This window comes from Pseudomonas sp. BW16M2, from assembly GCF_014268865.1.
Taxonomy (GTDB): domain Bacteria; phylum Pseudomonadota; class Gammaproteobacteria; order Pseudomonadales; family Pseudomonadaceae; genus Aquipseudomonas; species Aquipseudomonas peradeniyensis.
The window spans coordinates 1-24,399 of sequence record NZ_JABWRI010000023.1 but is presented as its reverse complement, the minus strand read 5'-3'; the positions used below and the strand labels follow the sequence as shown (position 1 = coordinate 24,399).

Annotated in this window: 11 protein-coding genes; 7 read left to right on the top strand and 4 right to left on the bottom strand. The window is 66.2% G+C overall.

All coding sequences use genetic code 11. The features are described from left to right. Positions 1 to 11: 11 nt before the first annotated feature. Positions 12 to 4,571, bottom strand: coding sequence for an RHS repeat-associated core domain-containing protein (locus HU735_RS19130; protein WP_186714783.1), 4,560 nt, complete (start codon positions 4,569 to 4,571; stop codon positions 12 to 14). Between the two features lie 150 nt (positions 4,572 to 4,721). After that, positions 4,722 to 17,669, bottom strand: a complete 12,948-nt coding sequence (locus HU735_RS19125) for a non-ribosomal peptide synthetase (RefSeq protein ID WP_186714782.1) — start codon at positions 17,667 to 17,669, stop codon at positions 4,722 to 4,724. 319 nt (positions 17,670 to 17,988) lie between these two features. Between HU735_RS19125 and HU735_RS19120 the strand changes: the two genes are divergently transcribed. Then, positions 17,989 to 18,516 (top strand): RNA polymerase factor sigma-70, encoded by a 528-nt coding sequence (locus tag HU735_RS19120; protein ID WP_028692886.1) that lies wholly within the window; start codon positions 17,989 to 17,991, stop codon positions 18,514 to 18,516. A gap of 177 nt (positions 18,517 to 18,693) precedes the next feature. Here HU735_RS19120 and HU735_RS19115 read toward each other — a convergent pair whose 3' ends face one another. Further along, positions 18,694 to 19,494 carry a transporter substrate-binding domain-containing protein gene (locus HU735_RS19115; RefSeq protein WP_186714781.1) on the bottom strand — a complete coding sequence of 267 codons (801 nt, stop codon included), beginning with the start codon at positions 19,492 to 19,494 and terminating at the stop codon, positions 18,694 to 18,696. Between the two features lie 188 nt (positions 19,495 to 19,682). Here HU735_RS19115 and HU735_RS19110 point away from each other — a divergent pair, with 188 nt between their 5' ends. Together HU735_RS19110 and HU735_RS19105 are read left to right on the top strand one after the other, a co-directional pair. Continuing rightward, positions 19,683 to 20,234 carry an exonuclease domain-containing protein gene (locus HU735_RS19110; RefSeq protein ID WP_186714780.1) on the top strand — a complete coding sequence of 184 codons (552 nt, stop codon included), beginning with the start codon at positions 19,683 to 19,685 and terminating at the stop codon, positions 20,232 to 20,234. A 73-nt stretch (positions 20,235 to 20,307) separates the two neighbouring features. Continuing rightward, positions 20,308 to 20,592: a pyrimidine/purine nucleoside phosphorylase gene (locus HU735_RS19105; protein WP_038705716.1), complete on the top strand. Its 285-nt coding sequence runs from the start codon at positions 20,308 to 20,310 to the stop codon at positions 20,590 to 20,592. A 61-nt stretch (positions 20,593 to 20,653) separates the two neighbouring features. Here the strand turns inward: HU735_RS19105 and HU735_RS19100 are convergent, their stop codons facing one another. After that, complete coding sequence (locus tag HU735_RS19100) at positions 20,654 to 21,346, bottom strand: alpha/beta family hydrolase (protein ID WP_186714779.1); 693 nt, start codon at positions 21,344 to 21,346, stop codon at positions 20,654 to 20,656. A gap of 49 nt (positions 21,347 to 21,395) precedes the next feature. Here HU735_RS19100 and ccoN point away from each other — a divergent pair, with 49 nt between their 5' ends. From ccoN to ccoP, 4 genes are all read left to right on the top strand, one after another. Beyond that, entirely contained in the window at positions 21,396 to 22,820 is a 1,425-nt protein-coding gene (gene ccoN, locus HU735_RS19095) for a cytochrome-c oxidase, cbb3-type subunit I (protein ID WP_186714778.1), read from the top strand. A 13-nt stretch (positions 22,821 to 22,833) separates the two neighbouring features. Beyond that, complete coding sequence (ccoO, locus tag HU735_RS19090; RefSeq protein ID WP_028692880.1) at positions 22,834 to 23,442, top strand: cytochrome-c oxidase, cbb3-type subunit II; 609 nt, start codon at positions 22,834 to 22,836, stop codon at positions 23,440 to 23,442. 5 nt (positions 23,443 to 23,447) lie between these two features. Then, positions 23,448 to 23,642 carry a cbb3-type cytochrome c oxidase subunit 3 gene (locus HU735_RS19085; protein WP_186714777.1) on the top strand — a complete coding sequence of 65 codons (195 nt, stop codon included), beginning with the start codon at positions 23,448 to 23,450 and terminating at the stop codon, positions 23,640 to 23,642. Beyond that, a partial coding sequence (gene ccoP / locus HU735_RS19080) for a cytochrome-c oxidase, cbb3-type subunit III (protein ID WP_186714776.1) occupies positions 23,639 to 24,399 on the top strand: 761 nt, incomplete at its 3' end. The genes HU735_RS19085 and ccoP, both read left to right, overlap by 4 nt.

The window sequence follows — 24,399 nt, the reverse complement described above, 5'->3', positions numbered from 1 at the left end:
CCCACTGTCTCCTATAGCTTGCATCCGGAAGCGCCGTGACTGACATCAGCACGCAGTCTTCTATTAGCGTCCCGGAGCTGAATATCTTCTTGTATGTAGAGCCTTAGATAAGCATTCTGCCGATCCACTTTTTTAACTTTCCCGCTATCAACTTCAAATGAAACAAAATGGGTACTTTTCTCTTTGGTCAGCCCCATTTTACCTCTTACATTGGTGCTCTCCATTTCCTCAGGCGTTAGTGTCGTCACGTAGACACCTTTGGGCTTGCCTTGAATAGCGCCTCGCCCCCTGGCGCCGGGGTCACTTTGATTAATCACGCCTGTCCCCATGATTCCCTTATAACCTTCCTTGCTCGTGTAATGATAAACACGCACCACCTCCAAGCCTAACGGATCGATCCATGACAGTGGATTGGGCGCATATTGATAGAGGTTGATCCCGCCCCTCAAGCCTAGCGGGTCTTGCTGGGTAAACCGCCCGATATCCGGGTCATAGAATCTGAATGTGTTGTAGTGCAGCCCAGTTTCCCGATCCAGGTACTGCCCCTGAAAACGCACATTCTGCCGACTGACCTGCTCCGGCGCATGCCATTCCTCGCAGTTGTTGCCCCATACCTGGTGCTGCCCTTGCCAGGCAGTTATCCCGTGTTCGTCGGTCAGTTGCTCTACCAGGCCGACCAGATTCGTATGGAAGTGGAAAACCTGCTCATGCCCAGGCACCCCATCTACCCTGGCCAGCGGCTCATGGCCCGCCGCGTCTGCGTACAGATAGAGACTCGGTTTGCCGTCCTGAACTTCTCGCAACAGACGCAGGCCTTGCCACTGAAACTCGGTTCGACTGACCGGCGCGTCCAGGTCGTCACGGTAGACTCGTTTGTCGATGCGCCTGCCCAAGGGGTCGTAAGCAAACTCGATCCGTTCGCGAAGCGGCCCACGCCGCTGGCGGATACAGACCAGCCGATGCTCTGCATCGTATTCAAAGCGCTGGAGCAGACGATTGCCGGAGCGCTTCTCCTCGAGCCGACCAAAACGGTCGTAGCGATAGCGTCTATCTTGGAACACCTTGACCCGGTTGTGCCGTACCCGACCGTTGACCTGATATCCCTCCAGCAGGTTGCCGGCAAGGTCGTAGCCGAAGTGCTCGACCATCGGCTGTTGCTGAGGCAACTGGCGTGACGCGCCATGGATTCGCTCGGTGGGCCCGTAGTCATAACCAATGCGCCCCTGGTAGCTGCCACGCCCACCGGCACCGGCCTGGAAACGACCGACCAGATGCTCAAGCGCCACCCCCAGCCCGCTACCAGCGCGCTGGGTCTGGGTCAGTACCTCGCCGACAAGGTTGTCCGCCGCATCGTACTCATAGTCCTTCTGCAGCAAGGGCATGCGGGTGCGCTCGCCATCCTGATATTCCACAGCCTTGCGCAGCAGGCGCCGCGTATTGTCATAACGGGTTCTGGTAAGCAATGCACCCTGGCTGCGCAAGACCTCGCCGTGTAACGCATCGCGCTCGAAGTCGCTGATCACCCGCCCGTCGAGATTGATCTGGTGCAGATGTCCGCTGCCATAGCACAGGTAGTTGATCCGGCGGGAGTCAGGCAGCGTCAAGGTCTGCAGGTTACCTAGGGGATCATAGGTGTAACCGAGTTGCCCTGGACCCTGGCTTTCGCTCAGCAATCGCCCCATGGCGTCGTAGGTGAAGTCCAACTGCTGGACCTGCCCACTACGGTGAGTGAAATGGATCGCCAGCAGATTGTCAGCAGCATCGTAGCGGTAGGTTGTCTCGCCATCGTCGGTCCGCTTGCACAGCAGACGACCGACCGCATCGTGTTCATGGTGGTGAACCTGTGCAAACACTTCGGGCTCATCCGGGCTGCCCGGCAACACGGGCTCCGCTTCGCGGCATGGATGCACGGTGCGTTGGGTGATCGCATCCAGGGCATCATAAAGCAGACTGAAACCGCCACCATCGAGGTTACGCTGACCAACCAACCGGTCTAGCGCATCCCACTGGAAGCGATAGTGCTCGCCATTCTCGTTTTCCAACTGCTGCAAGCGGCCGTAGGCATCCCAGTGCAACCGCACAGTGTGCCCCAGTGCATCAGTACGCTGCAGCAGTCGACCGCTGCCGTCATATTGCCATTGGGTCATGCGCTGCGCTGGGTCGACATGGCGGGCCAACTGACCGGCAGCATCGATCTGATAGTGCTCGACCCGGCCATCGGCCAATTCGCGCTGCTGCAGATGGCCACGCACATTGAAACGATAGCGCGTGGCGCCGCCCTCGGCATTGTGCACCTCGCTCAGGTGCCCACGCAGGTCGTAACGATAGTGAGTCTGTTGCCCCGAGCAATCGCGTGAGGCAGTCAGCTGGCCACGCCCGTTCCACTTGAACGAACGTTCCTTGCCTATGGCGTCGACACTACGCACCATACGTCCCTGACGATCGTGGTGGTAACGTGTCAGTTGCCCGAGTGGATCGACCTCGGACAACAGGTTGCCCCGAGCATCATAGGTATAACGACGTTCATGCCCTGCTCCGTCGACGATACGGGTGGGCAAGGCCCAATGTTCGGTGTAACCGATGCTTTCACGACGCCCCAACGGGTCGGCAGTGGCAACCACGCGCCCGAGCGCATCGTAGCTATAGGACCACTCGCCACCTTGTGGATCGAGGGTGCGCCGCAACAGGCCATCGACATAGTCGTGCCGCCAGCGATATCCCAGCGCATCGATGTAGGTGTGGACCTCGTTCAGCGCGCCCCAGTGATAGTGCTCCTCACGCCCCAGGCCATCGATGACCTGGGTATGGCCATGCTCCAGGTCATAGATCAAGCGATAGTCCTCGCCGTCGCTGCCCCAGTGCCGAACCACGCGCCATTCATGCTCGGGCTGTAGCTCCAACAGCGCGGGCATGGCGTAAGGCGTGCCATCCAGACTGCACGGTTGGCGCGCCGGCGGTGGCGTGAAGCGGGCCCACTCGTAGTACCGCGTAGCCCCCATGGGCAGCGTATGGCTGGCCAGCAACCCTTGGTCGGTGTAGGTAAACTGCCTCAGCAATTGCCCTTCGGCATCGGCGACAACCTCCAATTGCCCTGCCGAGGTGTAGCGATACTGCACCAGGCATTCGCGCTGCTCGACGGCAAAGGCCTGACCGGCCCGCAAGTACAATCTGTGTATCTCGGCTACCCGGCGCGGTTGCCCGTCGGCAAAGCGCAGTTCGATGAAGGTCCGGGCCGAGCTGTCGCCGAGGAACTGCAATCGGCCTTGTTCGTCGTAGAACAGCTCCAGGCAATTGAGGTTGCGATCACCGACCTTGACCAGGCGCGACCGCCGACTGTCCAATGGATCGGTATGGAACACCTGGTACAACCCGCTGTTGATGTCCTCGACAATGGTGAAGCCGTTGTCCTGATGAAAAAACGCCAGGCCATCGAGAATGCTGACGAAGGCACTGCCGACCTGCAGACGCCCGAGCTCCAGCCTGGCGCCCTCATCATCGACGTAGATCCACAACTCGCCCCCCTCAGGGTGCGCGACACGCTCCAGGCGCACTTCGTAGGGCACACTCCAACCCACGCCGAACAGGCCATCGCCACGCCGGTCGTTGCTGTCATAGCGCCGCGCCCAAGTGATCGGGACCAGCGCCGCGAGTTTGAAATCCACATCCTCGGGGCCATCCTGGAATTTGCTGCCCATGGCTGGAGCCACCGGGTTGCCCACCCCGCAGCGGCGCCCCTTGAGCATGCCCCGGCGACTGATGAGCATCCCGGCAATAAGGCCAATGATCTTCGCCGCAGCGCTCTTGCCGTCGTGGATGTCGCGCACGGTGGTGGTGCCGCCACCGATGCGCACATTGGGCGAATAGGTCATGCCGATCGGCCCGTCGCAGGTGGTCTTGTCTCCGACCCGCGCTGCCGGCTGGCCATTGATGAACACCTTGTCCGAGCCCTGGGCAACGAACTGTTCGGGCATTGGCGGGTGCTTGCTGCAGACCGCCTTGTCCTCGGGCTTGGGGATCGATCCGGGCGCGGCCGGCGTGGTCACCGGCGGGTTGAAGATGCTGTTGATCTCCTGCGCCAAGCCGATCACCGGCAATACCATCGAGGCGCCGACCATGGCGTAGGCCCCGATGTTTTCGAGGATCGACGGTTCATCGGCTGGGCCCGGCGCCTCGACCGGGCCACCACTCACCCCGGCGGCGCGCGCCGCGAGGATGCCGTTGATGCGGGTATTGTGCGAGCCACTGCTGATCGAGCCGTACGGCTCGGGCGGAAACAGCGAATTGCCGACCCAGTTGCTGAAGTCGCTGATATGGTCGCCAATGCTCTTGTCTTCACCGGCCGGCAGCATGGCGGCGGCACTGACCATGACCCCGGCGATCAACGGCGTGAGGACGGCGGCGGCACCGCCGGTACCGACCACCGCGACCACCGCGCCACCAATGGCGGCACCGACCGCGGCGACCGCCGCCGCATAGACGGCGGCCTCGACCAGGCCACTGACCAACTCGGCCATTAGCGGGGGATGAAGAATGAGATCGCCCATGCGGGCGGCATGCAGGCTATCGTCCATGAAACCAGTGGAATCCTTGCGAACTGAGCGTTCAGCCTAGCACCGGCAAGGGTGAGGATTACATGGTGGCCCGGCGCCACTTCGGCGCGTCAACGCAGGGCCTGCCTGAACCTCTGGGAACAGGCAGGTCCCGCGCTGAAGGCAATGCAGTTACAACGCCTCCAGCTCCGCCATCAGGTCGCTCAACCGATCGACCTTGGCGTCATCCAGCGCGCTGTCCTGCAGCCCGCGCACGTACTCGGCCAACTCCTCCACCGTGCTGCACTCGAACATCGCCCGCAACGGCACGTTCAACTGCAGGGCCTTCTGTACCCGCGAGGCGATCTGCGTCGCCAGCAGCGAATGCCCGCCCAGCTCGAAGAAGTTGTCGCGCACGCCCACCCGTTCGGCCTTGAGCACATCGGCCCAGATGCCGGCGAGGGTCTGCTCCAGCTCGTCGCGCGGCGCCAGGTAGGCCTGGCTGTGCTGGCCGCCGATCTCGATGGCCGGCAGCGCCTTGCGGTCGAGCTTGCCGTTGGCGTTGTGCGGCAGGCTGTCGAACCAGCCCCAGTGCAGCGGCACCATGTACTCCGGCAGCTCGGCGCGCAGGCGCTGCTTGAGCTGGTCGAGCAGCGCGGCATCGGCGGCGACGCCCTGGTGCGCCACCAGGTAGCCGACCAGGTGCTTGCCGTTGACGCCTTCCTGCACGCCCACCGCGGCATCACGCAGCTCGGCTTGCTCGTGCAGGCGTGCCTCGATCTCGCCCAGTTCGATGCGGTAGCCGCGGATCTTCACCTGGTGGTCGATACGCCCGACGTACTCCAGCACGCCATCGGGACGGCGCCGGGCCAGGTCGCCGGTGCGGTACAGGCGCTCGCCCGGTGCACCGTACGGATGCGGAATGAAAGCCTGGGCGGTGCGCAGCGGATCGCCGACATAGCCACGGCCCACGCCGGTACCGGCGACGCACAGCTCGCCCACCGCGCCCAGCGGCACCAGGGTCTGGTCCTCGCCGAGCAGGTACAGGCGGTTGTTGTCGGTCGGCGTGCCGATCGGCAGGTAGCTGCCCTGGGTCGAGGCGGCATCGACGCGGAAGAACGCCACGTCATCCGAACACTCCGCCGGGCCATAGGCGTTGACCAGGCCGATGGCCGGGTAGCGCTGCAGCCACTGGGCGGCCAGCTCGGGCGGCATGGCCTCGCCGGTCGGCAGCATCCAGCGCAGGCCATCGAGGGCCTGGTGGTCGTTGGCCAGCATGCCCTGGATCAGCGACGGCACGCTCTCCAGCACGGTGATACCGGTGGCCTGCACATGGCTCAGCAGGCCCTGCGGGTCATGGGCGATGGCGTTCGGCACGATCTGCACCTTGGCCCCGAACAGCGGCGCGGCGAGGAACTGCCACACCGAGATGTCGAAGCTCTGCGAGGCGGTCTGGGCGATCACGTCCTGCTCGTCCAGGGCCAGGTACGGCACCTTGCTCAGCTGGTTGTTGAGCATGCCGCGCTGCTCGACCATCACGCCCTTGGGCAGGCCGGTGGAGCCGGAGGTGTAGATCACGTAGGCGAGGTTGTCCGGCGCGCTGTGGATGCCCGGATTGTGGCTGGCCACGTTGCTCGCCTGCAGCTCTTCCCAGACCAGCAGCTTCGGCCGTGCAGCGCCCGCCACTTCGTCGAGCAATTGGCGCGCCTGCTCGGCGCAGGCCGCGCTGCACACCAGCACCGGCGTGCGGCTGAGCTCGACGATGCGTTGCAGGCGCGCCGACGGCAGGCCCGGGTCCAGCGGCAGGTAGCCGGCGCCGGCCTTGAAGCTGCCGACGATCATGCCCAGCAGCGCCAGGCCGCGCTCAGCCAGCAGCGCCACCGGTTGGTCGATGGCCACGCCGGCCGCGACCAGGGCATGGCCGAGGCGGTTGGCCGCCACGTTCAGCCCGGCATAGTCGTAGGACGCCTCCAGGCAACGGGCGACGGTGCGCTGCGGGTGCGCGGCGACCCGCGCCTCGAACAGCTCGACGTAGCTCTGCTCCAGGGCGTAGCTGTGCTCGGTGCGGTTGCAGTCGTCGAGCAGGAAGCGCTGCTCGTCGGCGCCCAGCAATGCCAGTTCATCCACCTCGCCGTCGAAGCCTTCGACCAGCGCCAGCAGCAGGCGCTTGAACTCGGCGAGCAGGCGCTCGACGGTCGGGTAGTCGAAGTAACGCTGGTCGAACGACAGGTGCAGGCCCAGGTCGTCGCCCGGGTAGCACACCGCAGTCAGCGGGAAGTTGGTGTGGGTGCGGCCCGAGTCGGAACTGGCATCCAGGTGCTGGGCATGGTCGAGCACGGCGGTTTCCACCGGGGCGTTCTCGAACACGAACAGGCTGTCGAACAGCGGCTGGCCCTTGGGCAGTTCGCTGCATTCCTGGATCGCCACCAGCGGCAGGTACTCGTACTCGCGCAACTGCATGTTGCGGTCGAGCAGGCCTTGCAGCCAGTCACGCACGCTGCGCCGCTCGCCAGGCTGCGGCATCTGCACGCGCAGGGCAATGCTGTTGATGAACAGGCCGACCGTGCGCTGCATCTGCGGCAGGCTCACCGGGCGCCCGGCCACGGTGACGCCGAACACCACGTCGCGGTCGCCGCTGTAACGGGCCAGGGTCAGGGCCCAGGCCGCCTGGGCGAAGGTGTTGACCGTCAGCTGGTGAGCCTGGGCCAGTTCGCGCAGGCGCGCGCCCTCGCTCACCTCGAGGCGGGTGTAGCAATCGCCCACCACCATGCCGTCACCAGCGTGATCGTGGCGCAGCGGCCGATCGCTGGGGATCGCCGTGGCCCGTTCGAAGCCGGCCAGGTTGGCCTGCCACCACTGGCGCGCCTCGTCGAGGTCCTGGCGCTGCAGCCAGCCGATGTAATCGCGGTAGCGTGGCGGCACCGGCAACTGGGCCTGGCGCCCTTCGCCCAGGGACTGGTAGATCTCGAAGAAGTCGTTCATCAGCAGCGAGCGGCACCAGGCATCGATGAGGATGTGGTGGTTGCTCATCATGAACCAGTAGCGTGCGTCGTCGACGCGCACCAGGCGCAGGTGGAACGGCGCTTCGCGCAGCAGTTCGAAGCCGGCCTCGCGCTCCTGCTTGTGCAGGGCCTGCAGACGCGCTTCCTGGGCGGTCTCGTCGAGGCCGCGCCAGTCCTGGTAGTCCACCGGGGTCTTGCCGGGCTTGTGGATGATCTGCAGCATCGCTTCGCCGGCATTCCAGCTGAACGATGCGCGCAACGCCTCGTGCCGTGCCACCACGGCCTGCCAGGCCTGGGCGAAGCGCTCGGGGTCGAGGGCGCTGTTGATGCGGTAGCGGTCCTGCATGTAGTAGATGCCGGTGCCCGGCTCGAGCAGGGTGTGCAGCAGCAGGCCTTCCTGCATCGGCGTCAGCGGATAGACGTCCTCGATTTCGGCGGCCGGGATCGGCAGCGCGTCGATCTGCTCCTGGGTCAGTTGCGCCAGCGGGAAGTCCGACGGCGTGAAGCTGCCGTTGCCGTCCGCCAGGCAGTGGCCGACCAGGGCCAGCAGCTCCTGGCGGTAGGCTTCGGCCAGGCGGGCAATGGTCGCCTCGTCGTAGCGCTCGGCGCTGAAGCTCCAGCGCAGTTGCAGCGCGCCGCCGTACACCTGGCCATCGACGCTCAGCCAGTTCGGCAGTGGCGCGTCGAGGTCATGGGCCAGGCCGGCGGGGGCGTCCAGCGGCTGGAACAACGCCGCCTGGTCGAACTGCTGGTCGAACTGGCCCAGGTAGTTGAAGGTGATGCGCGCCTGGGGCAGCGCGGCCATGCGTTCGCGCCCGGCCTCATCGGCCAGGTAACGCAGCACGCCATAACCCAACCCCTTGTGCGGCACCTGGCGCAGTTGCTCCTTGATGCGCTTGATCGACCCGGCACGGGCCGATTCGCCCTCGCCCATCTCCGGGCTCAGGCTCAGCGGGTAGGCATTGGTGAACCAGCCGACGCTGCGGGTCAAGTCCATGTCCTCGAACAAGCCGTCGCGACCATGGCCTTCCAGCTGCACCAGCACCTGTTGATCGCCGCTCCACTGGCACAGGGTGCGCGCCAGGGCGGTCAGCAGCAGGTCGTTGACCTGGGTGTGGTAGGCCGCCGGCGCCTGTTGCAGCAGCTGGCGGGTCTGCTCGACGTCCAGCTCGATGGCGATGCTGCGGGCATGGCGGTGCAGGTTGCCGCCCTGGGGATGGTCACAGGGCAGTTCGCGACGGGCGCTGCCCAGTTGCGCTTGCCACCAGCCCAGCTCGTCGCGCAGCGAATCGCTGCCGGCATAGCTGGCCAGGCGCGCCGCCCAGTCGCCCATGGCATGGGTCTTGGCGGCCAGCGTTTCACCGCGGTACAGCGCCTGCAGGTCTTCCAGCAGGACGCGCCAGGACACGCCATCGACCACCAGGTGATGGATCGCCAGCAGCAGGCGCTGGGCGCCCTGCTCGTCGCTGACCAGCAAGGCGCGCAGCAGCGGCCCCTCGGCAAGGTCGAGGCTGCGCTGCACATCGGTATAGAGCGCCTGGCAGTCCTCGAAATCGCTCACGGTCGCGGTCCACAGCAACGGCTGGCTGCTCGGCTGGGCGTACTCGGCCTGCCAGCGGCCGCTGGCCTGGCCGAAGCGCAGGCGCAGGCTGTCGTGGTGTTCGACCAGCGCGGCCAAGGCCTGCTCCAGCGCCTCGGCCTGCAGCGGCTGGCGCACCTGCAGCAGCACCGCCTGGTTCCAGTGCTGTGGTTGCGGCACTTCGCTGTCGAAGAACCAGTGCTGGATCGGCGTCAGGCCGGTTCTGCCCTCACGCGGTCCTTGCTCGATGCTGCTCGGCGCTTCGCTGCGAGTCACCACCGCCGCCAGGGTCTGGATGGTCTGGTGCTGGAACAGGTCGCGCGGGGTGAATTGCAGCCCCAGCTGACGGGCCCGGCTGACCACCTGGATCGACAGGATCGAGTCGCCGCCCAGTTCGAAGAAGTTATCCTGCACGCCGATGCGCGGCAGGTTGAGCACTTCGCGCCAGACCTGCGCCAATTGGCTTTCCAGCTCATTGGCCGGTGCCTGGTAGTGCTGGCGCGCCTGCTCCAGGTCCGGCGCCGGCAGCGCACGGCGGTCGAGCTTGCCGTTGCCCATCAGCGGCAGGCTGTCGAGCAGCACCAGGTGCGCCGGTACCATGTAGTCCGGCAGGTGCTGGCGGGCGTCGGCCTTGACCGCTTCGCGCAGCAAGGCCTGGGCCTCGCCGTCGGCGCTGGCCTGTGGGCACACCAGGTAGCCCACCAGTTGCTTGCCCCCCGGCAGGTCGAGGGCCAGGACCACCGCCTCCTCGACGTCGGCGTGCTCCTGCAGGCGGCTCTCGATCTCGCCCAGCTCGATACGGAAGCCACGGATCTTCACCTGCTGGTCGGCACGCCCGACATATTCCACCAGGCCATCGGCGCGCAGGCGCACCAGGTCGCCGGTGCGGTACAGGCGGCCACCGTCATGGCTGAACGGGTCGGCGACGAAGCGCTCGGCGCTCAGGCCTGGGCGGTCGTGATACCCCTGGGCCAGGCCCGCGCCACCCACGTACAGCTCACCGATGCCGCCCTGTGGCAGCAGGGCCAGGTCGTCGTCGAGGATGTAGGCCGTGCGGGCGCCGATCACCCGGCCGATCGGCACGCTGCCGGCATCGACGGGCAGCGTGTCCGGTGCCAGGCAGGCCAGCGGCATGACCACGGTCTCGGTCGGGCCGTAGGCGTTGAAGAACTGTTGCGGGGCAAAGACCTGGCGGATGCGCTGCAGGTGTTCGCCGGTCAGCGCCTCGCCACCGGTGATCACCAGGCGCACCGGCAACTGCTCGCCCTGCCCGGCCAGGTACTGGGCCAGCTGGCTGCCGTAGCTCGGGGTGAAACCGAGCACGCTGACCTGCTGCTCGCGCACCAGCTGGCAGATTTCCTCGGCGCCCCACTGCCCTTGGGCACGCAGCACCACGCGGGCGCCGCACAGCAGCGGCACCAGCAGGCGTTCGCTGGCGGCGTCGAAGTTGATCGAATAGAAATGCAGCTCGCAGTCGTCGCTGCGCATGCCGAACTCGGCGATCACCGCCTTGCAGTGCATGGCGATTTCACCGTGGCTGACCACCACGCCCTTGGGCTTGCCGGTGGAGCCGGAGGTATAGATCAGGTAGGCCTGGTGCTGCGCCAGGTTGAGGTTGTCCAGGGCGGCGTCGCTGTAGGCGGACAGGCTCGCGGCATCATCCTCCAGGCTCCAGCGCGCGACGCCCGGCGGCAGTTCGCCCAGGGTGTCGAGCAGGTCGCGCTGGCCGATCAGCAGGCCGAGGCGGCTGTCCTCGATCATGTAGCGCAGGCGGTCGAGCGGATATTCCGGGTCCAGCGGCACATAGGCGCCACCGGCCTTGAGAATGGCCAGCAGGCCCACCACCATTTCCAGCGAGCGCTCCAGCGCCAGGCCCACCCGCACCTGCGGACCAACGCCACGCTCGCGCAAGGCGCGGGCCAGGCGATTGGCCTGCTGGTCGAGCTCGGCATAGCTCAGGTGCTTGCCGGCAAAAGTCAGGGCCAGGGCCTGCGGGGTGCGCTCGGCCTGGGCGGCGAACAGCCCGTGCAGCGTCTGGTTCAGTTCGAAGTCCTGCTCGCCCTGGAGCTGGCCGATCAGCACCTGCTGCTCGGCTTCGGCGAGCATCGGCAGTTCGCAGAGGCGCTGTTGCGGGTCATCGATCAGCGCCACCAGCAACTGCTGCCAGTGCTCGGCCATGCGGGCGATGCGCGGTTCGTCGAACAGGTCGCGGCTGTAGGTGAAGCAGCAGCCCAGGCGGCCGTCGAGGTCGGTGACCTCCAGGTACAGGTCGAACTTGGTGGCGCTGGCGTCGTTGACCAGGTAGTCCACCTGCATGCCCACCAGCTCGCGGCTCTGCTGGAAGGCCCAGCGCTGCACGTTGCACATCACCTGGAACAGCGGGTTGTAGGCACTCGAACGCGGCGGCTGCAAGGCCTCGACCAGTTGCTCGAACGGCAGGTCCTGGTGCGACTGGCCATCGATGATGGTCTGGCGCACCTGGTCGAGCAGCGCGCCGGCGCTCATCTGCCCGTCCAGCTCGCAGCGCAGCACCTGGGTGTTGAGGAAGGCGCCGATCAGCCCTTCGCTTTCCGGGCGGATGCGGTTGGCCACCGGCGCGCCGATGCGCAGGTCGCGCTGGCCGCTGTAGCGGTGCAGCAGTGCGGCCAGGGTGGCGGTCATGGTCATGAACAGGGTCAGGCCGCGCTGGCTGTTGAAGGCATGCACGCGCTTGGCCAGCGCCGGATCCAGGTCGAAGCGGTAGAGTTCACCCTGGTGGCTCTGCACCGCCGGGCGTGGACGGTCGGCAGGCAATGCCAGCACCGGGTGCTCATCGCCCAGGCGAGCTTTCCAGTAGGCCAGCTGACGGGCGCCCTCGCCGCTTTCCAGCCACTGACGCTGCCAGACGCTGTAGTCGAGGTACTGCACCGGCAACGGCGCCAGCGGCGACTCGCGCTCGTCGACGAAGGCCTCGTACAACTCGCCCAGTTCACGGGCGAAGATGTCCATGGCCCAGCCTTCGGTGACGATGTGGTGCAGGGTCAGGACGAAGTAGTGCTCGCGCTCGCCGGCCTTGACCAGGCAGGCGCGCAGCAGCGGGCCGCGCTCCAGGTCGAACGGCTGGTGCGCCTGGTCGTCGGCCAGTTGCTGCAGGCGTTGCTGGCGGGCCTCGTCGGCCAGGGCGCTGAAGTCGTGCCAGTGCAGTTGCAGGTGGCTGTCGTCGGCCACGCACTGGTAGGGCTTGCCGTCGATGCTGGGGAAGGTGGTGCGCAGGGTTTCATGGCGCACGATCAGCGCCTGCAGGGCGCGCTCGAAGGCGTCCACGTGCAGCGGCCCCTGGAAGCGGGCCATGCCGCCGACGTTGTAGGCGGGGCTGTGCGGGTCCATCTGCCAGAGGAACCACATGCGCTGCTGCGAGTACGACAGCGGCACGGCCTGGCGGCGGTCGACACGGGCGATGGCGCCTTGGCGGTTACGCTCGCCGCTGCCCTGCAGGCGGGCGATCTCGGCGCAGAACGCGCCCAGTTCGCTGGCGTCGAACAGGGCCTTGAGTGGCAGCTCGACATCCAGCGCCTGGCGGGTGCGCGAGACGATCTGGGTGGCCAGCAGCGAGTGGCCGCCGAGAGCGAAGAAATCGTCCTGCAGGCCGATTTGCGGCAGGTTCAGCACCTCGCGCCAGATCGCCGCGACCTGCTGCTGCAGCGCGCTCTGCGGCTCGACATGTTCACGTTGCTGCCAGACCGGCGCCGGCAGCGCCTTGCGGTCGACCTTGCCGCTCGGCCCCAGGGGCATCTGCGCCAGGTGGATGAGCTGCGCCGGCACCATGTAGGCCGGCAGGCGCTCGCCCAGCGCGGCCAGCAGCGCGTCGCTCTGCTCGATGCCGCTGTAGTAGCCCACCAGCTGGGCGCCGACGGCGTCCTGGTGGATCAGCACCAGCGCCTGGGCGACACCCGGCTGGGCCAGCAGCACCGCCTGCACTTCCTCGGGCTCGACGCGGAAACCGCGCACCTTCACCTGCTGGTCGAGGCGGCCCAGGTACTCCAGGGCCTGGCTCGGCACATGCCAGCGGGCGCGGTCGCCACTGCGGTACAGGCGCGCGCCGTCGCCATCGGGCTGGGGCACGAAGCGTTCGGCGGTCAACCCCGGACGGCCGAGGTAACCACGGGCCAGGCCCGCGCCTCCCAGGCACAGCTCGCCGGGTACGCCCGGCGCGCTCAGCTCGAATTCGTCGTCCAGTACCCGGCACAGCACGTTGCCCAGCGGGCGGCCAATGGGTGAGCGCGCACCGTCGTCCGACTGGCAGTGCCAGTGGGTAACGTTGATGGCGGTTTCGGTCGGGCCGTAGCGGTTGTGCAACTGCACCTGTGGCAGCAGCTGCAGCGTGCGATCACGCAGGGCCGCGGACAGCGCCTCGCCTCCAGAGAACAGCCGGCGCAGGCTGGTGCAGCCAGCGGCCAGCGGCTCCTGGACGAACACCTGCAGCAGCGGCGGCACGAAGTGCAGCGTGGTCACCCCGTGTTGCTGGATCAGTTGGGCGATGCGCTGCGGGTCACGGTGCTCGCCTGGGCCGGCCAGCACCAGCCGGCAACCGGTGACCAACGGCCAGAAGCACTCCCACACCGACACGTCGAAGCTGATCGGCGCTTTCTGCATCAGCACGTCGCTGTCGTCCAGCGCGTAGGTTTGCTGCATCCACTGCAGGCGTTCGGCCAGGGCCGCGTGGGTGTTGCCCACGCCCTTGGGCTGGCCGGTGGAGCCGGAGGTGTAGATCACGTAGGCAAGGTTGTCGCCGTGCAGGTGCAGGCCGGGGGCCTGGCTCGGCCAGCTGTCCAGGTGCAGCTGGTCGAGGGCGATGGCACTGACGCCGTCCACCTGCGGCAGCTTGTCGAGCAGGCTGCCGTGACTGAGCAGCAGGCCGGCCTTGCAGTCGGCCAGCATGTAGGCCAGGCGCTCGGCCGGATAGTCGGTGTCCAGCGGCACATAGGCGCCGCCGGCCTTGAGAATGGCCAGCAGGCCGACCAGCAGCTGCGGCGAACGCTCCAGGGCGATGGCCACGCAGGTGTCCGGGCCGACGCCCTTGTCACGCAGGTAGTGGGCCAGGCGGTTGGCCTGCTGGTGCAGCTCGGCATAGCTGAGCTGGCCGCCCTCCCACACCAGCGCGGTGCGTTCGGAGGTCATGCGGGCCTGTTCATTGAGTTGCTCGACCAGCAGGCGCGGCGCGCTCGCCATCGGCGCCTGCCCCCAGCCGAGCAGTTGCGCGCGGCCCTGCTCGTCAAGCAGGCGCACCTCGCCAAGGGCCAGTTGCGGTTCGGCGCAGACCTGCTCGAGCAAGGCCAGCAGATGACTGGCCAGGCGCTTGACGGTGGCCGCCTCGAACAACCCGGCGGCGTAGTCGAAGGCCAGCGTCAGGCGGCCCTGATGGTCTTCCTCGCTGTGCAACTGCAGGTCGAACTTGGCCTCGCGGCTGTGCCACGGCAGCTCTTCGGCCAGCAGCCCGGGCAGGCGGCGCAGGGCCGACAGGTCGCGCTGCTGGTGGTTGAACATGACCTGGAACAGGCCCTGCTCACGGGCCTGCGGCAGCGCTTCGAGCAACTGCTCGAACGGCAGGTCCTGATGGGCCTGGGCCTCCAGGGTGGCCTGGCGCGCCTGGGCCAGCAGCCCGGCGAACGGCAGGCGGCCGTCGAGCTCGGCGCGCAGCACCTGGGTGTTGATGAAGAAACCGACCATGCCCTGGGTTTCCAGGCGCGGACGGTTGGCGTTGGGCACGCCGACGCGGATGTCGCCCTGGCCGCTGTAGCGGTGCAGCAGGGCCTGCCAGCCGGCCAGCAGGACCATGAACAGGCTGGCCTGCTGGTCGCGGGCCAGGTCCTTGAGGGCGCTGGTCAGCGCCGCCGGCACCTTGAGGCGGTGGCGCGCGGCGCGGGTGTGCTGCTGGCTGGCGCGGGGCTGGTCGGTGCACAGGTCGAGCACCGGCAGTTGATCACCCAGCGTGTTCTTCCAGTAGTCGAGCTGACGGGCGCTCTCGCCGTCGGCCAGCCACTGGCGCTGCCACTGGCCGTAGTCGGCGTAGCCCAGCGTCAGTTCAGGCAGTTGCACGGCCTGGCCCTGGGCGGCGTACAGGCGGGCGAACTCATCCAGCAGGATATTCAGCGACCAGCCGTCAGCGACGATGTGGTGCAGGGTCACCCACAGCTGGTGCTCTTCGTCGTCCAGGCGGGCCAAGGTCACCCGCAGCAGCGGGCCTTGGCGCAGGTCGAACGGCTGCTGTGCCTCGTCCTCGCGGCGCGCGGCCACCTCGGCGGGCGACAGTCCTTCGAGATCCAGATGACGCAGAGTGAACGACTGGCTCGGCAGGATGCGCTGCACGGCCTGGCCGTCGACCTCGTCGAAGAGCGTGCGCAAGGATTCGTGGCGGGCGACCAGGGCCTGGAAGCTCGCCTGAAGCGCCGCTTCGTCCAGCTCGCCGCGCAGGTGCAGGCCGGCGGGGATGTTGTAGGCGGCGGACTGCGGCTCCAGTTGCCACAACAGCCACAGGCGATTCTGCGCCAGGGACTGCGGCAATGCCTGGTCGCGGTCCTGGTTGCGGATCACGCCGGCTGTGCTGCCGCCTTCGGCGACAATGGCCGCCACGGCGGCGCTGTACTCGGCCAGGGTCGGCGCTTCGAACAGGGTGCGCAGGCTCAGTTGCAGGCCCAGCTCGTCGCCCAGGCGCGCGGTCACCTGGGTGGCGGCGATGGAGTTGCCGCCCAGCAGCAGGAAGTGATCGTCCGCCGCCACCGATTCGACCTTGAGCAGCTCACGCCAGATACCGGCGATCCGTGCCTGCAGGTCGTCACCCGCCACGCCATTGCCCTGCTCCGTTTGCGCCGTCGGGAACCGCGCATAGATATCCAGGCTGCCGTCGTTCATGCGCAGGCGGCAGGCCGAGCGCTGCAGCTTGCCGCTGGAGGTCTTGGGCAGCGCGCCGGGGTTGAGCAGCAGGACCACGGCCGGGGCCTGACGACAGGCGTCGGCGATGACCCGGCGCAGGGTGTTGATCAGCGCCTCGGGCGTGTGCGCTTTCTGCACATTGCGGCTGATCTCCACCGCCACGCCGATGCCTTCCTCGCCCTGGTCGTCGACGGCGAATACCGCCACCCGGCCCTTGCGCAGCACCTCGACCTCACGCTCCAAGGTCTTTTCCAGGTCCTGCGGGTAGATGTTCTGGCCACGGACGATGAGCATGTCCTTCAGGCGCCCGGTGACGAACACCTCGCCATCGCGCATGAAGCCCAGGTCGCCGGTGCGCAGCCAGGTCTGGCCGTCCATCTCGACGAAAGTGCGGGCGCTGGCCTCGGGGTTGCGCCAGTAGCCCAGGGCGATGCTCGGGCCGCCGGCCCAGATCTCGCCCACCTGGTTGTCAACCAGCACCTGCAGCTGTTGCGGCTCGACGATGCGCACCGCGTGGCCCGGCTGCGGATAGCCGCAGCTCATCAGCACGCTGCCCTTGCCCGGCTCGGCACGGTTGGCGGCGAAGGCCTCGGCATCCAGTTCCAGGGCGCCGATGCCCTGGCCACGGCGACTGCCGCTGACGAACAGGGTGGCCTCGGCCAGGCCATAGCTGGCGAAGAAGCTGCTGGCGTCGAAGCCACAGGCGGCAAATTTTTCGGCGAAGGTGTCGAGGCTGTCCTGGCGGATCGGCTCGGAACCGGAATAGGCCACGCGCCAGCGGCTCAGGTCCAGGCCGGCGAGCGCGGCCTCGCTGACCCGCTCGCTGCACAGCCGGTAGGCGAAGTCCGGGCCGCCACTGATGGTGCCGCCGTATTCGCTGATCGCCTGCAGCCAGCGCAGCGGTCGGGCGAGGAAATAGCCCGGCGACATCAGCACGCAAGGCACGCCGCTGAAGATCGGCTGCAGCAGGCCACCGATCAGGCCCATGTCGTGGTACAGCGGCAGCCAGCTGACGATCACGTCGTCCGGGTTCAGGTCGATGCCGAACCCCTGGCGGATCAGCTGTTCGTTGGCCACCAGGTTGCCGTGGCTGACCTGCACGCCCTTGGGCAGCGCGGTTGAGCCGGAGGTGTACTGCAGGAAGGCGATGTCATTGCCTTTGAGCTCAGGCTCGCGCCACTGCTCGGCCAACTGCGGGTCCAGGCGATCCACCGCCAGCAGACCCGGCGCGTTGCCACCGGCCAACGCTTCGAGACCCTGCAAACTGTCACACAGCGCTTCTACCGTCAGCAGCAGGCGCGGCTCGGCGTCGTCGATGATCGATAGCAAGCGCTCCTGATGATGCTGGCGCGAAGACTCCGGCGGATAGGCCGGCACGGCGATCACCCCGGCATACAGGCAGCCGAAGAAGGCCGCGACATAGTCAGGACCGCTGGGGAACAGCAGCACGGCACGCTCGCCGAACCCGGCCCGGGCCTGCAACGCCGCGGCGATGGTCCGCGCGCGTTGGTCGAGGTCCCGGTAGCTGAGCACCGCCTGCTCGCCGGGCGCATCGGCCAGGAAGCGCAAGGCGATGCGCTCTGGGGTCTGGGCGGCGCGCTGCGCCAGGGCCTGGACCAGCGAGTGCGGGAGTTCGAAGGCGTCCGTCATGGATTGTTCCTGCCAGTGTCTGGGTGAGTCGCGCCTGACTGACCCGCGCACGACAGGCGGGCAGTGTTCGGCAGCCGAGATGTACACAGGGGAACGGATGGGCCGGGGAAGAAATTAGGCCTGTCGGACGGCCCGGGAAGGCCGGGCGCAGAGGGATGGAGTGAAGCAGTTCACAGCCTCGAGCTTAGAACCAAAATGGATCAAAACTCATTAACTTTCGTATTTGACAATCATTATCATTACGCATAGTTTGTCGCACGTCGTAGGAAGCCTCCCTCAGGGGTGCGCTCCCACTCCTCTTCGAGACAAGGTGATTTCCATGGCGGAACAACTATCCACAAGTAAGTGCGATTCACCATTACTCCAGGCATTCGTCGACAACCGCAGCATCCTGGTAAAGATCGCCGCGCGCATCACTGGTTGCCGCTCCCGCGCCGAGGATGTGGTGCAGGACGCCTTCTTCAGGCTCAGCGCCGCCCCGCAGATCACCTCTTCCTTCAAGGCCCAGCTCAGCTACCTGTTCCAGATCGTGCGCAACCTGGCCATCGATCACTACCGCAAGCAGGCCATGGAGCTGAAATACACCGGCAGCGAAGAGGAAGGGATGAATGTGGTCATCCAGAATGCCTCGCCCGAAGCCACCCACATCAATCTCGCCACCCTGGAACACATCGCCGACGCCCTCGACGAGCTGCCCAAGCGCACCCGCTACGCCTTCGAGATGTACCGCCTGCATGGCGTGCCGCAGAAGGACATCGCCAAGGAGCTGGGCGTGTCGCCGACGCTGGTCAACTTCATGATCCGCGATGCGCTGATCCATTGCCGCAAGAGCAGCCGCCTGGGCTGAGCTGTTCTCCATTGATTCAGCTCGCCCCTGTGGGAGCGGGTTTACCCGCGAAGAATCCAACGCGGTGCCTGGCACCGGCTCCGCCGGTGTTCGCGGCTGAAGCCGCTCCCACAGGGGTACGCGGTTGCCTCGGGCACTGCACACTCCCTGTTGAATACGCGGCGACTTCGCCGAAATTTAGTCGTGCGGTGCTTCGACGGTGATCTTGTAGGGCTGGAAGATGCGCAGCAGCTCGCCATTCTCCCGCAACTGGCGCAACAGGCTGGCGAAGGCCTCGGGGCTGATGGCAGCACCCGGGCGCAGCAGCGCGTAGTGATGATAGACCTGGTCGACCCGTTGCGATGCCAGCAACTGGCCGGCGCTTTCCGGGTTGCGCTTTAGGAAATCGCTGAGGTACGAGCGGGTGACCAGGGCGATGTCGGCACGCCCGCGCTCGACCATGTTCAGGTTGCTGTCGTGGGAATAGGTCAGCGTGGCACGGTAGCGTTTCTTCAGCCAGGCCGGGTCTGCGTTGAAATCGGCGAAGGCGTAGTGGTAGCCATTGAACAGCGCCAGGCGCTTGCCCTCAAGGTCGTCGAAGTAATGCTGGTCACGCCCGGCCTGCTGGCGACTGACGAAGATCTCGGCATCCTCCAGGCCCATGTCCACCGCCTTGTGCTCGATCTCCTGCCAGCCCCACTGCGGATTCTCGAAGATCGCCATGTCGGTGCGGCCCTGCTGGAAATCGCCAAAGCGCCGGGGAATCGAGGTGGGCACCAGGACGAAACGGTACAAGGACTGCGAACGGTTCAGCGACTCCACCAGTTGCGGCAGCAGACCGGTATCGGCCCCCTGCTCCGGACGCACGGTGTAGGGTGGGAAATGCGCCGCTCCGATCTTCACTTCCCGCACCACCTCGGCCTGCGCCCCGGCACTCAGCAAAACCGTCGCGAGCAGCAACAGGGAGGACGACAGCTTGGCATTGGGCAGTGGAATCAAGTCGGGGCACTCATCACGGGTAAAGGCCTGAATGCACCTAAGCTAGGCGTTTTCCCGCACAGGCACAACCGCCGAATATGCCAAAGTGCCAGGGGATGTCGTGGACCTCGAGTTTGGCTACGCTCTACTGGCCTACGCACGCGCCGCGGCGAGCGCGCAGGCTTTTTTGCATTGATAGGGAGCCTGGCATGGGCCACTGGTTGGTGATCGACCTGGAAGCCACCACCGACGACGGCGGCTGGCCGGTCACGGAGATGGAAATCATTGAAATCGGCGCAAGCCTGGTCACCCGCGACGGGCGCGAGGTCGATCACTTCCAGCGCTTCGTGCGGCCACGGCGGCGGCCGCAGCTGACCCCCTTCTGTCGCGAGCTGACCCACATCGGCCAGGCCGAGGTCGATGCCGCCGCGCCCTTCCCCGAGGTCTGGGCCGCGTTCGAACGCTGGCTGGGCCATCACCAGGCGCAGTTGCAGGCCTGGGTCAGCTGGGGCGACTACGACCGCAAGCAACTGCTGCAGGAATGGCAGGCACACCATGTGCGCAGCCTGCTGGAGCAACTGCCGCACATCAACCTCAAGCAACGCTTCGCCAAGGCCCGCCACCTGCAGCGCCCGGCCGGCCTGAACAGCGCCCTGCAACTGGCCGGCCTGCAGTTTACCGGGCAACAGCACCGGGCCCTGGAAGACGCCCGCAACACCGCGCGCCTGCTGCCCCTGAGCCTGCCACCGGGCAGCGCCTGAAACAGATGACGCAGTGGCGAGCCTTGGGCATACTGGCCAGCCCTTTTTTCAGTCCTTTTTCAGGAGTCGCCCGATGTTCAAGGTCAATGAGTACTTCGATGGCACCGTCAAGTCGATCGCCTTCGAAGGCAAGGAAGGTCCGGCCACCGTGGGCGTGATGGCCCCGGGTGAATACGAGTTCGGCACCGCCAAGCGCGAGATCATGCACGTGGTCTCCGGTGCCCTGAGCGTGAAGCTGCCAGGTAGCGACAACTGGGAAACCTTCAACGCGGGCGACAAGTTCAACGTGGCCGCCGACAGCAAGTTCCAGCTGAAGGTGGCCGTGGATACCGCCTACCTGTGCGAGTACCGCGACTAAGGTGAGGCCCTCATCGCGGGGCAAGCCCGCTCCCACGAAGAGCGGGCTTGCCCCGCGATGGCTACACCCGCAGGAAAGCCGCCACCCGTTCCGCCGCCGACTGCATGTGCTGCTCATGACTGAACCCCGACGCCTTCAACGGCTTGAGGTCATGATCCGCCGCCACCAGCCAGCTCACCTCGATCGCCGGCGATAGCTCATACCCCGCCACCGCCTCACGATTGCCCAGGGCATCCCGCTCGCCCTGCACGATCAACGTTCGCGTGCACAGCCCGACCAGGTGCTCCACCCGTGGCTTCTCCGGTTTGCCCACCGCATAGAACGGATACCCCAGGCACACCAGCGCATCGGCGCCCAAATCGTCCGCCAGCAGGCTGGCCATGCGCCCGCCCATGGACTTGCCGCCGACAGCCAATCGCCCTGCGACCAATGGTCGCAGCTGGTCGTATACAGTCCGCCAGCATTCGAGCAACACCTTCTGCGGATTGGGTGGCCGCTTGCCGCCGTTCAGACGCCGCTCGGCCATGTACGGGAACTCGAAGCGCACCACCCCTACCCCTTGCCCCGCCAGCCTTTGCGCCATGTCCTCCATGAACCCGCTGTCCATTGGCGCACCAGCGCCATGGGCCAGGACCAGGCAGCTGGAAATGCCGCGATCCTCCGCCATTTTCGGAGGATCGCAGCGCAAGCCTGGGACATTTCCGATCTTCGCCCATTGATCCCCGTCAATACAGGCACTTTGCCCATTAATCATGCTTGCCTCGCTGTTTAGCCTGCCTATAACCGTGGATGGGAACCCATACATGAACACAACCAGCAGTACCGCCTACAACTATCAGGTGGTCCGCCAATTCGCCATCATGACGGTGGTGTGGGGCATCGTCGGGATGGGGCTCGGCGTCTTCATTGCCGCCCAGCTCGCCTGGCCCGCCTTCAACCTCGACCTGCCGTGGACCAGCTTCGGCCGCCTGCGACCCTTGCACACCAACGCGGTGATCTTCGCCTTCGGCGGCTGTGCCCTGTTCGCCACCTCCTATTATTCGGTGCAACGCACCTGCCAGACCACCCTGTTCGCGCCACGCCTGGCCGCGTTCACCTTCTGGGGCTGGCAGCTGGTGATCCTGCTGGCGGCGATCAGCCTGCCGCTGGGCTACACCAGCACCAAGGAATACGCCGAACTGGAATGGCCGATCGACATCCTGATCACCATTGTCTGGGTGGCCTATGCCGTGGTGTTCTTCGGCACGCTGATGAAGCGCAATACCAAGCACATCTACGTGGGCAACTGGTTCTTTGGCGCCTTCATCCTGACCGTGGCAATCCTGCACATCGTCAACAACCTGGAAGTACCGGTCAGCCTGACCAAGTCCTACTCGCTGTACGCTGGCGCCACCGATGCCATGGTGCAGTGGTGGTACGGCCACAACGCCGTGGGCTTCTTCCTGACCGCCGGCTTCCTGGGGATGATGTACTACTACGTGCCCAAGCAGGCCGAGCGCCCGGTGTATTCGTATCGCCTGTCGATCGTCCACTTCTGGGCCCTGATCACCCTGTACATCTGGGCCGGCCCGCACCACCTGCACTACACCGCGCTGCCGGACTGGGCGCAGTCGCTGGGCATGATCATGTCGCTGGTACTGCTGGCCCCGAGCTGGGGTGGCATGATCAACGGCATGATGACCCTCTCGGGCGCCTGGCATAAGCTGCGCAGCGACCCGATCCTGCGCTTCCTGGTGGTCTCCCTGGCGTTCTACGGCATGTCCACCTTCGAAGGCCCGATGATGGCCATCAAGACGGTCAATGCCCTGTCCCACTACACCGACTGGACCATCGGCCACGTCCACGCCGGCGCCCTCGGCTGGGTGGCGATGATCTCCATCGGCGCGCTGTACCACACCATCCCGAAAGTGTTCGGCAAGGAACGCATGTACAGCCTCGGGCTGATCAACGCGCACTTCTGGCTGGCCACCATCGGCACCGTGCTCTACATCGCCTCGATGTGGGTCAACGGCATCGCCCAGGGCCTGATGTGGCGCGCGGTCAACAGCGACGGCACGCTGACCTACTCGTTCGTCGAAACCCTGGTGGCCAGCCACCCAGGCTTCGTCGTGCGCTTCGTCGGCGGCGTGATCTTCCTCAGCGGCATGTTCCTGATGGCCTGGAACACCTGGCGCACCGTGCGTGCCCCGGCCGCCGAGCAAGCCACCGCCAACGCCCAGCTGGCTTGAGGAGTAGAGCCTGATGAACCATGAAGTCGTTGAGAAAAACATAGGCCTGATGGCCCTGCTGATGGTGTTCGCCGTCAGCATCGGCGGCCTGACCCAGATCGTCCCGCTGTTCTTCCAGGACGTCACCAACAAGCCGGTCGAGGGCATGAAGCCCTACACCGCCCTGCAGCTCGAAGGCCGCGACATCTACATCCGCGAAGGCTGCGTGGGCTGCCATTCGCAGATGGTCCGGCCGTTCCGTGCCGAGACCGAGCGCTACGGCCACTACTCGGTGGCCGGCGAGAGCGTGTGGGACCACCCGTTCCTGTGGGGCTCCAAGCGTACCGGCCCGGACCTGGCCCGGGTCGGCGGCCGCTACTCGGACGACTGGCACCGTGCGCACCTGTACAACCCGCGCAACGTGGTACCGGAATCGAAGATGCCGTCGTACCCATGGCTGGTGGCCGCGCAGGTCGACAACAGCCACACCGACGTCAAGATGCGCGTCCTGCGCGGCCTTGGCGTGCCGTACAGCGACGACGACATCGCCGGTGCCAAGGACGCGGTCAAGGGCAAGACCGAGATGGATGCGCTGGTCGCCTACCTGCAGGTGCTCGGCACCGCGATCAAGAACAAGAGGTGAGTGCGATGGACATCGACATCGGCATGATCCGTGGCCTGGGCACCCTGATGGTGATGATCGCCTTCATCGGCCTCTCGCTCTGGGTGTTCAACCGTCGCCGCGACCGTGATTTCGCCGAAGCGCGCCTGCTGCCCTTCGTCGACGACCGCCTGCCCCCCGCCGGGCAGGAACCTGCTGCAATGAGGAGTACCCGGCAATGACCACCTTCTGGAGTACGTACATCAGCGTACTGACCCTCGGCAGCCTGATCGGCCTGACCTGGCTGCTGCTCGCCACCCGCAAGGGCCAGAGCAGCGACACCACCGACCAGACCATGGGCCACAGCTTCGACGGCATCGAGGAGTATGACAACCCACTGCCGAAATGGTGGTTCTGGCTGTTCGTCGGCACCCTGGTGTTCTCGGTCGGCTACCTGATCCTCTACCCGGGCCTGGGCAACTGGAAAGGCATCCTGCCCGGCTACGAGAATGGCTGGACCCAGGTGGACGAGTGGCAGAAAGAGATGGACAAGGCCGACGCCAAGTTCGGACCGATCTTCGCCAAGTATGCCGCCATGCCGGTTGAAGAAGTGGCCAAGGACCCGCAGGCACTGAAAATGGGCAGCCGGCTGTTCGCCTCCAACTGCTCGGTGTGCCACGGCTCCGACGCCAAGGGCTCCTATGGCTTCCCCAACCTGACCGACAGCGACTGGCGCTGGGGCGGCGAGCCGGAGACCATCAAGGCCTCGATCATGAACGGCCGCCACGGCATCATGCCGGGCTGGTCCACGGTGATCGGCGAGCAGGGCGTGGCGGATGTGGCCGCGTTCGTGCTGACCAATTTCGACGGTCGCACCCTGCCGGCTGATGCCAAGGCCGACCCGGCCAAGGGCAAGGAGCTGTTCGCCACCAACTGCGTGGCCTGCCACGGGCCTGAAGGCAAGGGCACCCCGGCCATGGGCGCGCCGAACCTGACCCA

Excerpts from the sequence above, each read along its gene's own strand:
- ccoO (WP_028692880.1), top strand. The coding sequence starts at position 22,834 with ATGAACCATGAAGTCGTTGAGAAAAACATAGGCCTGATGGCCCTGCTG.
- ccoN (WP_186714778.1), top strand. The coding sequence starts at position 21,396 with ATGAACACAACCAGCAGTACCGCCTACAACTATCAGGTGGTCCGCCAA.
- HU735_RS19085 (WP_186714777.1), top strand. The coding sequence starts at position 23,448 with ATGGACATCGACATCGGCATGATCCGTGGCCTGGGCACCCTGATGGTG.
- HU735_RS19130 (WP_186714783.1), bottom strand. The coding sequence starts at position 4,571 with ATGGACGATAGCCTGCATGCCGCCCGCATGGGCGATCTCATTCTTCAT.
- HU735_RS19105 (WP_038705716.1), top strand. The coding sequence starts at position 20,308 with ATGTTCAAGGTCAATGAGTACTTCGATGGCACCGTCAAGTCGATCGCC.
- HU735_RS19100 (WP_186714779.1), bottom strand. The coding sequence starts at position 21,346 with ATGATTAATGGGCAAAGTGCCTGTATTGACGGGGATCAATGGGCGAAG.
- HU735_RS19120 (WP_028692886.1), top strand. The coding sequence starts at position 17,989 with ATGGCGGAACAACTATCCACAAGTAAGTGCGATTCACCATTACTCCAG.
- HU735_RS19125 (WP_186714782.1), bottom strand. The coding sequence starts at position 17,669 with ATGACGGACGCCTTCGAACTCCCGCACTCGCTGGTCCAGGCCCTGGCG.
- HU735_RS19110 (WP_186714780.1), top strand. The coding sequence starts at position 19,683 with ATGGGCCACTGGTTGGTGATCGACCTGGAAGCCACCACCGACGACGGC.